General features: G+C 70.4%; 10 protein-coding genes. 4 read left to right on the plus strand and 6 right to left on the minus strand.

The features are described from left to right. Positions 1-101: 101 nt before the first annotated feature. Entirely contained in the window at positions 102-2,120 is a 2,019-nt protein-coding gene (locus U0R18_RS13965; RefSeq protein WP_526369251.1) for an SDR family oxidoreductase, read from the minus strand. A 48-nt stretch (positions 2,121-2,168) separates the two neighbouring features. Beyond that, on the minus strand, positions 2,169-3,065 hold the full coding sequence (locus U0R18_RS13970; RefSeq protein ID WP_526369253.1) for an acyl-CoA thioesterase: 897 nt from the start codon (positions 3,063-3,065) through the stop codon (positions 2,169-2,171). Positions 3,066-3,084: 19 nt separating this feature from the next. Between U0R18_RS13970 and U0R18_RS13975 the strand changes: the two genes are divergently transcribed. Beyond that, a complete protein-coding gene (locus tag U0R18_RS13975; protein ID WP_526369255.1) occupies positions 3,085-3,963 on the plus strand; it encodes a MaoC family dehydratase in 879 nt (292 codons plus the stop codon). 86 nt (positions 3,964-4,049) lie between these two features. Here U0R18_RS13975 and U0R18_RS13980 read toward each other — a convergent pair whose 3' ends face one another. Together U0R18_RS13980 and U0R18_RS13985 are read right to left on the minus strand one after the other, a co-directional pair. Then, positions 4,050-4,289 (minus strand): hypothetical protein, encoded by a 240-nt coding sequence (locus U0R18_RS13980; RefSeq protein WP_526369257.1) that lies wholly within the window; start codon positions 4,287-4,289, stop codon positions 4,050-4,052. 27 nt (positions 4,290-4,316) lie between these two features. After that, positions 4,317-5,291 carry an Acg family FMN-binding oxidoreductase gene (locus U0R18_RS13985; RefSeq protein WP_526369259.1) on the minus strand — a complete coding sequence of 325 codons (975 nt, stop codon included), beginning with the start codon at positions 5,289-5,291 and terminating at the stop codon, positions 4,317-4,319. A 53-nt stretch (positions 5,292-5,344) separates the two neighbouring features. Between U0R18_RS13985 and U0R18_RS13990 the strand changes: the two genes are divergently transcribed. Further along, positions 5,345-6,925: a bifunctional aminoglycoside phosphotransferase/ATP-binding protein gene (locus U0R18_RS13990; protein WP_526369261.1), complete on the plus strand. Its 1,581-nt coding sequence runs from the start codon at positions 5,345-5,347 to the stop codon at positions 6,923-6,925. A 28-nt stretch (positions 6,926-6,953) separates the two neighbouring features. Next, positions 6,954-7,811 (plus strand): universal stress protein, encoded by an 858-nt coding sequence (locus U0R18_RS13995; RefSeq protein WP_526369263.1) that lies wholly within the window; start codon positions 6,954-6,956, stop codon positions 7,809-7,811. On the opposite strand, the gene U0R18_RS14000 is transcribed toward U0R18_RS13995, so the two are convergent. After that, on the minus strand, positions 7,808-9,832 hold the full coding sequence (locus U0R18_RS14000) for an erythromycin esterase family protein (RefSeq protein WP_526369265.1): 2,025 nt from the start codon (positions 9,830-9,832) through the stop codon (positions 7,808-7,810). The genes U0R18_RS13995 and U0R18_RS14000 overlap by 4 nt on opposite strands. Before the next feature lie 130 nt (positions 9,833-9,962). Here U0R18_RS14000 and ppsA point away from each other — a divergent pair, with 130 nt between their 5' ends. Beyond that, positions 9,963-12,227, plus strand: coding sequence for a phosphoenolpyruvate synthase (gene ppsA / locus U0R18_RS14005; RefSeq protein ID WP_526369267.1), 2,265 nt, complete (start codon positions 9,963-9,965; stop codon positions 12,225-12,227). Here ppsA and U0R18_RS14010 read toward each other — a convergent pair. After that, the gene (locus U0R18_RS14010; RefSeq protein ID WP_526369269.1) at positions 12,178-13,572 is read right to left on the minus strand and encodes a wax ester/triacylglycerol synthase family O-acyltransferase; all 1,395 of its coding nucleotides are present in this window, start codon (positions 13,570-13,572) and stop codon (positions 12,178-12,180) included. The two genes, ppsA and U0R18_RS14010, sit on opposite strands and share 50 nt — an antisense overlap. Between the last annotated feature and the right edge of the window lie 43 nt (positions 13,573-13,615).

A 13,615-nucleotide genomic window follows, 5' to 3' on the forward strand; every position in this document is an offset into this window, starting at 1 on the left:
CTACCAGTCCCCGCCGGAACAGCGCGAATGTGCACCCATATGCAAATCCAGGCACAACATTTGCATATGGCTGCACGCTCGCGAAGGAGGGCAGCAGGAAGCTACCAGTGCACCCCGGGGACGGCGCGGATCGCGCGCTTGACCGGGCGCGGTATCCGGGGCACCCGTAGCGCCCGGGCGGCCCGCACCGGCGGCCGGGGCCGGCGCGGTGAATGTGCCTGTTCCCCTTCGGTTTCCGGTTGATCCTCGCCGCGCGCCGCGGCCGAATCCGGATAACCCAGGTACAGCTGGTGCAGTACGCGCCGCGACAACCGCGGAGTGAAGTAGTTCCCGATGTCGGCCAGGGTGCCCAGCGGGGTGTCGATGCGCACGGGCTTATCGACGAGTCCGCGTACCACCATGGCCGCGGCGTGCTCGGGGCTGATCGCGGGCACCGGGTTGAGCCGGTGCGACGGCGTGATCATCGGGGTGGACACCAGCGGCATGTGGATGTTGGTGAACGTCACGTGATCGGACAGCGTTTCGGAGCCGACAACCTCGGCGAAGGCATCCAGGGCGGCCTTGGTCGGCACGTAGGCCGAATAGCGCGGTGAACTGGCCTGCACGCCGGCACTGGACACATTCACCACGTGCCCGAACCGGCGTTCGCGCCAGTGCGGCAACAGGGCCAGCACCATGCGCACCGAGCCGAAGTAGTTGACCGCCATCACGCGCTCGTAGTCGTGCAGCCGGTCGGTGGATGCCCCGACCGACCGCCGGATCGACCGCCCGGCGTTGTTGACCAGGTAGTCGACGTGACCGAACCGGCCGAGGATGTCCTTGACGCAGGCGTCCACCGAGTCCGAGTCGGTCACATCGCAGGTGAATGCGTGCGCCTGGCCGCCGTCGGCGCGGATCTCGGCCACCAGGTCGTCGAGCGCGGCGCCGTTGCGGGCCAGGGCGAACACCGTCGCCCCACGGGCGGCCACCGCAATGGCCGCGGCCCGGCCGATGCCACTGGAGGCGCCCGTGATGATGACGTGCCGGCCGGCCAGCGGATGCGCCGCGCCGCGGCGCGCGCGGTCGGGATCCAGGTGCTCGGCCCAGTACCGCCACACGACGGACGCGTACGACGCGAACTCCGGAACGCTGATTCCGGTGCCGCGCAAGGCTTCGTCGGTGTTCTCGGCGGTGAAGTCCGGTGCCAGATCGACGACGTCGAGGATCTGCGGCGGGATACCCAGCTGGGTCACCGCCATGTTGCGCCAGACCTTGGCGCGGCCCTGCAGGCCCAGGAACGGTGTCGCGACCGCGCGTGGCAGTCCGGCGCGCACCGGCGGGAGTCCGGCAGCCGGGGCGACCGCGCGGTAGATGCCCCGCATGCCGATCTTGCGTGGCGCGGTCAGGTGGAAGGTCTGCCCGTCGCGATCGGGGACGTGGATGAGCGCCACGACGGCATTGACCACATAGTCGACCGGCACGATGTTGGTGCGGCCGACGTCCGGCAGCGCGATGGGGGTCAGGCGGGGCAACCGGGCCAGCGCCGCCAGGGGGCCGAAGAAGTAGTACGGGCCGTCGATCTTGTCCATCTCGCCGGTGCGCGAATCGCCGACCACCACGGCCGGCCGATAGATGCGGTGGCGCAGGCCCGCGGCATCGCGGACCAGTTGCTCGGCCTCGAACTTGGTCTGGTGGTACGGCGTGGGAAGTTCCTGGGAGACATCGAAGTCGGCTTCGGTGTAGGTGCCGGGGAAGGTGCCCGCCACCGCGATCGAGGAGATGTGGTGCAGGGTGGCGTCCAGCTTCTTGGCCAGGTCGATCACGGCGCGGGTGCCCTCGACGTTGGTAGCGCGCTGTTCGGCCTCGCCGGCCGTCAGGTCGTAGATCGCGGCCGCGTGCACGACGTGATCCACTCCGGCGAGTTCGGTGAACTGTTCGTCGCCGAGGCCGAGTTGTGGCGCGGTCAGGTCACCGACCAGGGGCAGGGCCCGCTCACCCCATTCGGCGGCCAGTCGTTCGAAACGTCCGGCCGAACCGCGTCGCACCAGCACCCACACGGTGGCGTTCGGGTCGCGTTGCAGCAGTGCGGTGACGAGTCGCCGTCCGATGAACCCGGTACCGCCGGTAACGAGATAGCTCATGGCGCCATCGTGGACCTCGCCGCCAGAGTTGTCAATAAAACTTGACACTCATGATGTGCGCGGACCGAGGAAACCCTCCTGGGTCACCGTGGCGAGCAGGGTGCCGTCGCGCTGGTAGATGGCCCCGATGCCCAGCCCGACCCCGCCGGACACACTGGGCGACCGCTGGTCGTAGCGCAGCCAGTCGGAGAAGTCGACCGGCCGGTGGAACCAGATGGCGTGATCCAGCGACGCCATGGTGGCCATCTCCTGCCAGGTCTTGCCGACGGCCACCTGAACGGGATCAAGAACGGTCCAGTCGCTGATGTAGGCCAGCATGCACGCCGCGGTCACGGGATCGTCGAGCAATTGCTGCGGCAGCTCGCCGGTCAGACGGATCCACAAGCGGCACAACGCATCCGGTGCGTCGGCGGGCCGCGGAGTGTCGATGGCGATGCGTGGCGGGGGATCGACGTAGCGCAGCTCGACGATGCCGAGCCGTACCGGGCCCAGGTAGTCGAGGATGCCGCGACCCAGATGGGCGCGCAGCTGATCGGGCAGCGACGTCAGCTCCTCCGGTTCCGGTGCCGGCGACATCACCTGCTGGTAGTCGTCAGCGCCGGGGCCGTCGATCATCTCCATGAACGACACCAGCGCTTCCATGATGGGCCGGCCGTGCTGGCTCACCGTCACGCGCCGCGTCGAGAAGGTCCGGCCCTCGCGCAGCGTCGCGACCGAATAGTGCAGCGGGGCCATCGGGTCGCCCGGCCGCAGGAACGCCACGTGCAGGCTGTGCAGCCGGCGGGCGGTCACCGTGCGCGCCGCCGCGGCGATCGCCTGCGCGGCCACCTGTCCGCCGTACACCCGCATCAGGCCGGGGTGATCGGGTTGCGGCCCGAGGAACCCGCCGTCGCCGGCGTCCTGCAGATCGAAGAGACTCAGAATCTCGGAAAGATCGCGCTGCACAGTTCTATACATTGACACCATGCCGATCGACCCGAGCGCCGTGGGCGCCACCACCGCCGCCCAGCCGTTCGAATGGACCGACCGCGACACCCTGCTCTACGCCCTCGGCGTGGGCTGCGGCACCGGGGATCTGGCGTTCACCACGGAGAACAGCCACGACATCCCGCAGCAGGTGCTGCCCACCTATGCGGTCATCGCCTGCCCGGCGTGGGGTGCGGCGGCCAAGGTCGGCTCGTTCAACTGGGCCAAACTGCTGCACGGCAGCCAGCAGATCCGGCTGCACGCGCCGCTGCCGGCGGCCGGCCGGCTCGACGTCAGCTCCGAGGTGCTCGACATCCAGGACAAGGGCGAGGGCAAGAACGCGATCCTGGTGCTCAAGGGCACCGCCGTCGACCCCGACACCGGCAACCTCGTCGCCGAAACCGTCTCCACCGCCGTCATCCGCGGCGAAGGCGGATTCGGTGGCCAGCCGGGTGAGCGTCCCGTCGCGCCCGCGGTGCCCGACCGCGAGCCGGACGCCGTCGTCGCGCTGCCCACCACCGAGGACCTGCCCCTGATCTACCGACTCTCCGGTGACCGCAATCCCCTGCACAGCGATCCGTGGTTCGCCACCACGCTGGCCGGTTTCCCGCGGCCGATCCTGCACGGGTTGTGCACGTACGGGGTGGCCGGACGGGTCCTGGTCGGCGAGCTCGGCGAGGGGGACGCGAGCCGGATCACCGCGATCGGCGCGCGGTTCACCTCGCCGGTGTTCCCGGGCGAGACGCTGACGACGTCGGTGTGGCGGACCGAGCCGGGGCATGCGGTGTTCCGGACCGAGGCTACGGGGGCCTCCGGCCCCGATGACACGGACGCGCGCGTGGTGCTCGAGGACGGCACCGCCGAATACACCCCCTAGAAACACGCCGAAACGTACGTCTCGGCGGCGACACGCCGTGTTTTCGCGCCGAGACGTACGTTTCGGCGTGGGAGATCGTGGGAGATTCAGCCGCAGATCAGCGGTGCGATCAGCAGGAACGGCCACAGCCCGGCCGTCAGGCCGAACGCGATCAGATCGGCGCCCGCCGGCACCAGCGGTTCGAGCTGGATCTGGTAGTGCTGCACCTGGCTGGGATGCAGGAACGCCCAGATCACCCCGATGGTGATGTGGGGGATCGCCAGCCACAGCGCCACTTCGATCAGCGCCTCGACGCTGATGTGGTACCCGAGAGCCCTGCGCAGCACGCTCAATTCATAGCGCACCGATGACGATCACCGCAGGATGTCGGCGATGTCGCGGCGCGGGGTCATCGGCGGGTCCTCCTCCAGTTCGGGGGTGCGGCCCACCCGGATCAGCGCCTGCGGCACCCCGGGGCGGGGCAGCATCGAGGCGACGACGCCCCGCGCCGACGGGATCTCGGTGATGTGGGTGACCGGGCACGTCGCCAGCCCCGCAGCGGTGCATTCCAGCAGCACTCGCGACAGCGCCTCGCCACATTCCAGCGCGTCGCGGTAGGTGTCCTCCGGCGTCGACAACACCAGTACGACGGCCCGGTCGTCGCCGATGTGGGGCCGGCGCCGGCGGTTGCCCTCGGCGGGGAAGTTGCGGTTCACCGTCACCCGTCCGCTCTCCTGCACCGACGTCAGCGAACTCCGGGGAATCCCTTCGACATACTCGAAAGGCGCTGTCCACCAATCCAACTCGGCCTGATAACCGGTGTTGAAACGCTGCGCGGACTCGGTGAGCGCCGCGGTCTCGGCGAGCTCGGCGCGCAGCTCGTCGGCCAGGACGTCCAGCACGGTCGGGCCCGGACCGATCGCGGCCCGCAGCGCTGTCTCGAGCGCTCGCGGGTCCGTGGGTGCCAGGAACGGCAACCGGTCGGTGCGCCGGCGCAGGATGGCGTCGGCCCGGCGGCGCTGGGCGGCGGTGACCTCTGCGGTCGGGGTGAAGGCGACGGCGGCCAGGTGCGCGCCGTCGTCGGGGTCGGGAAACCGGTCGACCGCCGCGGACCAGTTGGCGACGGCCATCGCGGTCACCAGATGATCCAGCATCGCCCCGCACGCGATGACGGCCTCACGCCCGCCGGTGTCGGTGTTGCGCACGATCCGGCTGCGGTCCAGATGGAGGTGCAGCGCGTCGTCGTGGGCGACCCACAGCCATGGCTGGGTGTTGTGCAGCGACGGTGCACGTGACGCCAGTGTCACGGCGGCCCTGATCAGTTCGGTGTCGGCGGTGCCTGCCCGCATCCTTCGATCATGGCCCGGCCGGGTCCGCGGCGGCAGGGTAATTGGTCCCGCTCGTGCGGGTCCAACGACTGCTGCGGACCCGGCGCCCGGCGCAGATCATCGTCAGTGTGACCGCCACCGACCGCCCCGAGGTGCGCGAGACCCACAGTGGCCTCGTGGTGCTGGTCGGTGATCGGGCCTACAAGACCAAGCGCCCGGTGCGCACCGAGTTCCTGGATTTTTCCACCCCTGCGTTGCGGGAGCGGGCATGCCGTCGGGAGGTCGAGCTCAACAGTCGGCTGGCTCCCGCCGCCTATCTGGGTATCGCGCACCTGACCGGTCCCGGTCCCGGTGAGCGCGAACCGGTGGTGGTGATGCGTCGCTACCCGGACGCCGCGCGACTGTCCAACCGGCTCGACGGATCGGCGATCGACGACGAATTGCGTTCCGTGGCCGGCGTTCTGGCGAGATTCCATGCGGCGGCCCGGCGGGGCCCGGAGATCGACACGGCGGCCGGGGCCACCGCGCTGGCGGGGCTCTGGCGCGAGAGCATCGACGACATGCGCCGGTTCGTCGACTGGGTGCTGCCCGACGCCGACCTGGACCTGGTGGCCGCGCTCAGCGGGCGATACCTCGCCGGATGCGCCGGACTGTTCGCCGCCCGCGTTGCCGACCGGCGCATCGTCGACGGCCACGGCGACCTGCTCGCCGACGACATCTTCTGGTCCGGCGACGGCCCGATGTTGTTGGACTGCTTGGACTTCGACGACCGGCTGCGCTACCTCGACGGTATCGACGACGCCGCGTTCCTGGCGATGGACCTCGAATTCCACGGCCGGCCGGACCTGGCGCAGCAGTTCCTGGCCGACTACCGGGCCGCCGCCGGCGACCCGGCACCCGCGTCGCTGGCCGACTTCTACATCGGCTATCGGGCGCTGGTGCGCGCCAAGGTGGACTGCATCCGGGTCGAGCAGGGGCATCCCGCGGCGGCCGCGGACGCGCAACGTCACCTGCGCATCGCCGGTGCCCATCTGTGCGCGGCGGTCCCGCGGCTGGTTCTCGTCGGCGGCGGACCCGGAACGGGCAAGTCGACCCTGTCCCGCGCGCTGGCCGAACATGTTGGTGCCATGGTGATTTCGACCGACGACGTGCGCCGTGAGCTGGTGGCCGCCGGCGCGCTGGACGGTGCGCCCGGCGCCGTGGGCGCCGGGCTCTACGCGCCGGAGAAGGTCGCCGCGGTCTACCGGGAGGTGCTGCGGCGGGCCGGGGCGGCGCTCTCGGGCGGCCTGTCGGTGATCCTCGACGGCACGTGGCGCGATGCTGCGCAGCGAGCCGCGGCGGGTGAGCTGGCGCAGGGCCACGGTGCGGCCCTGCTGGACCTCGTGTGCGAGATCCCGCTCGCGGCGGCCCAGCAGCGCATCACCGGTCGGGTCGGTGGCACGTCGGATGCCACCGTCGAGGTGGCGGAGGCTCTGGCGGCCGGTGCCGTCGGCCGCGAACGGCCCGGCGCGCTCCGCGTCGACACCGGCCGTCCGATCGGTGAGCTGGTCCACGAGATCGGCCGGCGCTACCGCGGGTGCGTGGCCGGTGACTCTGGTGAGCCGGATTGGGGACCTCATGCCCCTACCGGGGACGGCCCGGCCGCAATACGGTGACGTGATACGCCCTGGAAGGAGTTCGCAGATGTCCATTCTCGTCGCCGTTGACGGCTCTGCGTGCGCCAAGGTCGCGGTCGACTGGGCAGCCCGGTCGGCGGCCCAGCGCAACGTCCCACTGCGATTGGTGCATGTCGTGACACCCGGCATGCTGATGTGGCCCGAATTGGGGATACCGCCGGGCTACGCGCAGTGGGAAGAGGAGCGGGGCAACGAAATCCTCGAGGATGCGGCCCGCGTCGCGGGCGACGCCGCGCCGACCGTGCAGGTACGGACCGAGAAGATCGACGGGCCGTCGGTCAGCACGCTGGTCGACCTGAGCAAGGACGCGTCGATGGTGGTCGTCGGCTCGCACGGGCGCGGGGGACTGGCTCGTGCCATCCTCGGTTCGGTCAGCTCGGGTCTCGTGCGCCACGCGCACTGCCCCGTCGCGGTCATCCGCGACGAGGACCTGATGGCCCCGGCGCCGGCCCGCGCGCCGGTGGTCGTCGGCATCGACGGATCACCCGCGTCGGAGCGGGCCACCGCCATCGCGTTCGACGAAGCCTCCTGGCGCAACGTTGATCTCGTGGCCGTTCACTCGGTCAGCGACAGCGATCTGGTGGACGTGCCGCGCGCGGAGTGGGATCACCTCGAGCAGCGCGGCAGCGAGGTGCTCGCCGAGCGGCTGGCCGGCTGGCAGGAACGTTATCCGGACGTCACCGTGCACCGGGTCGTGGAATGGTCGCGGCCGGCGAACGCCATCGTGAAGGCGGCCGAGCAGGCGCAGCTGGTTGTTGTGGGAAGCCACGGTCGGGGTGGCTTCGCCGGCATGCTGCTCGGCTCGGTCGCCTCCTCGGTGGTCCAGGCCACCAAGGTGCCCGTCATCGTCGCGCGGACGGGTTAGAGCCCGCTCGGATACGTTTCGGGCGTCTGGCCCTCGATCCAGATGCTCGTCGGGTCCAGCGGCTGCAGCGCGCGGGTCCGCTCGAGGTGGATCATCGCGTCGTACTGATCCGCCGGCCGCACGTGGTAGTAGTGGCTCTGGCGTTCGGTCTCGGGTAGGTAGATCACCCCGATCGCCCGCGCGAGCCGGACGACCTCGAGGGCCTGCGCGGCGGGCCCACCGTCGTGCATCGCCACGAGGAACGCAGCCCGGCCGGTTTCGTGGAAGAGTTCCTCGACACTGCCCGGCAGGGCGGGACGCACGGTCTTGATGAAGGCGTTGCCGCCCCATTCGGTGGCCGCGGTGACGGTCCCGTGGTAGGTCGAGAACCCGATCAACCGGCAGTCCGCCCCGTGCTCCTCGCGGACCAGCTGTCCGAGTGTGAGCTGACCGTCCCCGCCGACCTCCGTGGCCCGGGCATCCCCGACGTGAGAGTTGTGTGCCCACACCACGATTCGGGCGGGTTGCGCAGCGCTGTCCAGGTGGGCCAGGAGGGCGTCGAGGGTCTGTGCCATGTGCGTGTCGCGCAGATTCCAGGACGTGACCCGGCCACCGAACATCCGGCGGTAGTATTCCTCGGCGTTGCGGACCGTCTGGGCATTCTGCTGGGCGCAGAACAACTCGTCCTCGGCCACCACGCCGTCCAGGCTCAGATACTGGATCGCGTTGCGGTGCATGTCCACCAGTTGTGCCACGGCTTCCTGTTCACAGGACGGGCCGGCGCCGAACGCGGCCGCGTATCCGTAGGCCTGGCCGTCGTCCGCCGAGGCGTGGTCGAAGCACGCGTAGCGCGAGCGCGCGCGAGTGGCCGCCGGGGGGTCGACGCGATCCAGGTAGTCGATGACATCCGCCATCGACCGGTGCAGGCTGTACAGATCGAGGCCGTAGAACCCCACCTTCCGGGCGTGGTTGCCGGCCCGGTCCTGGTTGTGCCGGTGCAGCCAGGCGACGAAGTCGCGCACCACGTCGTTGCGCCACATCCACGCCGGAAAGCGCTGGAATCCCGACAGCGCCTGGTCCGCCGACGCGTCGCCGGGCAGGCCCTGCACGAACCGATTCACCCGGTAGGCGTCGGGCCAGTCGGCCTCGGCGGCCACGGCGGTGAAACCCTTGTGCTGGATCAGCCACTTGGTGATCTCCGCGCGGGCCTCGTAGAACTCGTGGGTGCCGTGCGAACTCTCGCCGATCAGCACGATCCGGGCGTCGCCGATGAGGTCGTCGAGAACGTCGGCGGGCGGGACACCGCCGGGCGCGTCGACGGCGGCGGCGCTGACGGCCAGTGCCGGTGACTCGGCCAACGGCCGGACGATTCCGGTGGTCGGCGTCGCCAGCAAGGTGCGCACCTCTTCGTCGCTGGTCTGGCTGAAGTCCCAGAACGATTCGCCGACCGCCAGGAACGGGGTGGGCATCGACGCGCAGACCACGTCGTCGACCAGCGCCGCGAGCTCCCGACAGGTCGATTCCGGCGCCGCCGGGACGGCCACGACGATCTGCGCGGGGTTGGCGTCGCGCAACGCGGCGACCGCGGCCAGCATGCTGGCGCCGGTGGCCAGGCCGTCATCGACCAGGATGACGGTCTTGCCGGTGACGTCGAGCGGGGGCCGGCCGGCGCGGTAGACGGCTTCGCGGCGCTCCAGTTCACGGCCTTCCCGCTCGGCGGTCTCGCGCAGCTGGGCCGGGGTCACCCGGAGGCCGCGCACGACGTCGTCGTTGAGCACGATGCGCCCGCCGCTGGCCAGGGCGCCGACCGCGAATTCCTCATGCCCCGGCGCCCCGAGTTTGCGCACGATGTACGCATCCAGCGGTGCGCGCAGCGCGGTGGCCACCTCGAACGCCACCGGGACCCCGCCGCGCGCCAGTCCGAGCACTACGACATCGGGGTTGTCCCGGTAGGCGCCGAGGAGTTCGGCCACGACGCGACCCGCTTCCCGGCGGTCCCGGAACAGCCGGCGGGGAGTCCCGTCTCTGGTGGCTGTTGCCATGTCTCCCAGCCGATCACCGTCCGGGTGTTGTGGCAAGAGGGCAGAAGTAATTCTCGGATGGGAACTTGGTCGTCATCCCGGTACCGGAATCCGGCTGTGCGGGCGGGGCGCCGGGCGGAATCATGAGGCCATGAGCACTCCGGCCCGAGTCGCCGCGTTCGCCGAACTGAGCCTTGCCGACTCCGAGGAGGCCGGCGGCAAGGGCGCCAACCTCGGCGAGATGGTGTCGGCGCGGCTGCCGGTGCCACCGGGCTTCGTGCTGCTTCGTGACGGCTACCGCGACTCGATGCGGGCCGCCGGCGTCGACGCGCAACTGGCGGCTCTGCACCGCGACGCGCTGGCGGCGGCATCCGAACCGGACCGCCTCGACGACCTGTCCCGGCGACTGCAGGACATCGTCTCCGGAGCCGGGGTCGCCGACGACGTGCGTGCCGAAATCCTCACCGCCTACCACCGGTTGGGGGCCGCAGAAGTGGTGGCGGTGCGGTCCTCGGCCACCGGCGAGGACGGCCGGGATGCCTCGTTCGCCGGGATGAACCGCACCCTGACCAATGTTCGCGGCGACGACGAACTGATCCAGGCGGTGCTCGAATGCTGGATGTCGCTGTTCGGCTCGCGGGTGATCGCCTACCGCGCCAGCCGGGGCTTCACCGCCGACCCCGCGATGGCCGTGGTGGTGCAGCGGATGGTCGCCTCGGAGCGCTCGGGGGTCGGGTTCACCGCCGACCCCAGCACCGGCGCACGTGACCGCGTGGTGATCGAGGCCGCGCTCGGGCTCGGCGAGGTGGTGGTGTCGGGGCTCGTCACGCCGGACACCTATGTGGTGGACAAGGAATCGCTGCGCGTCCTCGACGTCCGCATCGGCCACCAGGACTTCCGGATCATCCAGGGCCCCGACGGGCGCGACCGGCAGGAGGACCTGGAGCCCGAACTCGCCGACGCCCGCGTGCTCGACGACGACACCCTGCGCCGCGTCGCCGAACTCGCCCGCGACGTCGAGCGGCACTACGGCTGCCCGCAGGACCTGGAATGGGCGGTGGCCGGCGACGCGATCTGGCTGGTTCAGGCCCGACCGGTGACCACCCTCGGGGCGGCGGCGCCGTCGGCGGGATCGATTCTGGCGCGCGGACTCTCGGCCGCTCCGGGCGTCGCCAGCGGTGCTGTCCGCATCCTGCGCAACCCCGAGGACGGCCACGACCTCGTCGACGGCGAGGTGCTCGTCGCGCCGATGACGAACCCGGATTGGCTGCCCACACTGCGCCGCGCCGCAGCGATCGTCACCGACAACGGCGGCATGACCTGCCATGCCGCGATCGTCGCGCGGGAACTCGGCGTGCCCTGCGTCGTCGGGGCGCGCACCGCGACCACCGACCTCGTCGCCGGGGCGTCCGTCGTCGTGGACGGGACGCACGGGCAGGTCCGCGCCGGATCCTTGGCTCCGACGGCCAGCGTGACCGAACCTGCCGCACCCGTCGTGCTGCGCTCGGAGGTGACCGCCACCAAGATCTATGTGAACCTGGCCATGCCCGACAGCGCGGAAAAGGTTGCCGCACAAGACGTGGACGGTGTGGGCCTGCTGCGGGCCGAGTTCATCCTGACCGAGGCGCTGGGCGGTCGGCACCCGCACGACCTGATCGCCCACGGCGAGGGTGAGGCGCTGGTCGAGGCGCTGGTGTCGTCGGTCGGGCGGATCGCCACGGCTTTCGCACCGCGCCCGGTCATCTACCGTGCCACCGACTTTCGCAGCAACGAGTTCCGCACCCTGACCGGGGGTGAGGCCTACGAGCCCGTCGAGCACAACCCGATGATCGGCTACCGCGGGTGCTTCCGGTACGTCAAGGAACCCGAACTGTTCGCACTGGAATTGCGTGCGCTGGCCCGGATTCGGGAAGCCAGCCCGAACCTCGGCCTGATGATCCCCTTCGTGCGGACGCGCTGGGAACTCGAGGAGTGTCTGTCGCTGGTGGATGCGAGCCCCCTGGGTGGTCAACGCGGACTGCACCGGTGGGTGATGGCCGAGGTGCCCTCGGTGGTGCACTGGCTCCCGGAGTACATCGGGATGGGTATCGACGGCGTGTCGATCGGCAGCAACGACCTGACCCAACTGATGCTCGGGGTCGACCGTGACTCGGAGATCTGCGCCGAGGTGTTCGATGAAGCCGATGCGGCCGTCCTGGATGCGATCGGCCGGATCGTGTCGACCGCGCGCAGCCACGGCATCACATCGTCGCTGTGCGGGCAGCGCCCGTCGACCGATCCGGCGTTCGCCGAACGGCTCGTTGAGCTGGGGATCACGTCGATCTCGGTGAACCCCGACGCCGCCGAGTCCACCCGGCGGGTGGTCGCTACGGCCGAGCGGCGACTGCTCGTCGAGGCCGCCCGGCAAGCTCGGTGAGGCGCTTGATCGCCTGCTCGATCCCGTCGGTCAGCACATCGATGTCAGGGGCACTGTCGTAGTCGGCGACGATTCCGAACGTGAATTCGTCTCCGTAGCTGAGCATTCCGATTCCGATACGCAGCTGCAGCGCGATCGGCGGGATCGGGTACATCTGGATCACCTTGTGGCCCAGCATCTTCAGCTGCTCGCGCGGTCCCGGAACATTGGTGGCCAACGTGACCACACCGCGCTGCGGCATCCGGGTCAGGGTCCGCACCGTCCAGGCCGTCAGCGGGAACGGGATGACGCCCGCCGCGCCGAGCGCCGAACTGCCGGCCTGCTTCTGGCCGCTGGACTTGGCCCGGGTCATCCGCTGGTGCACGATGCGCAACTGGTCCAGCGGGTTGGCCCGGTCCACCGGCAGCAGCGGCAACATGAGCGACACCTGGTTGTCCGGTCGCTGCGCGCTATCGGGGTCGGCCCTGGTGCGCATCGATACCGGGACCAGGGTGCGCAGCGATTCGCGACCGGGCTTCTCGCCGCGGCCGAGCAGCACCGCGCGGAACCCCGCGGTGATGGCGGCCAGTGCCACGTCGTTGAGGGTGACGTCGAACGCCTCGCAGATGTCGTGGATGTCGGTCAGTGACGCGCGCGCCGCGTGGTAGCGCCGCATGGTGCTCACCGGGCCGAGCAGCGAGGTTTGCCTGGCCGGGGACAGCATGCCGGACAGCACCTCCGTGGCCCCCCTGGCGGCCTGCGCACCCGCGCCGACCGCAGCGGCGGACAGGTTCCAGGCCGTGCGGACCCAGGCCAGCGGGTTGAGCGTGATCTTTGGTACCGGGGGATCCCGGTGCTGTTCATGGGTGGAGCCGATCTCGAATGTCGTTGCCCCCGAACCATTGTCGCTCATGGCGGTGAACATCCGGGCGGTGGAGACGCCATCGGCCAGGCAGTGGTGGACCTTCATCAGCAGCGCCCAGCGTTCGTCGCGCAGCCCCTCGATGACCCAGCACTCCCAGAGCGGGTGGCGGCGGTCGAGCCGGCGCTCGACGATCGAGGCGGCCAGCCGGAACAGATCGGCGTCGTCGCCCGGGGCGGGCACCGCCGCATGTTTGATCTGGGGTCTCAGGTCGAGTCCGGAGCGCTCCTCGAAGACCGGCGGCCCCATGTCGAGCCGGTGGGTGTGCAGCACCCGGCGCAGCCGCGGGACCTGTCTCAGACGTTCGGTCAGTGTCTCCACCAGCTCGTCGAAATCCGGCGGTGGTCCCTCGAGGACGGTGATGCCGCCGATGGCCAGGCTGATGTTCGGATCGGAATCCTCGGCGTGCAGGAATCCCGCGTCCAGAACGGTGAGGTGGTCCATCTCCTCACGGTGGTCCGCCGGCAGCGGTCCCGATAGGGACCTC

The organism is Mycobacterium sp. (assembly GCF_046330795.1).
In the GTDB taxonomy this organism is placed as follows: domain Bacteria; phylum Actinomycetota; class Actinomycetes; order Mycobacteriales; family Mycobacteriaceae; genus Mycobacterium.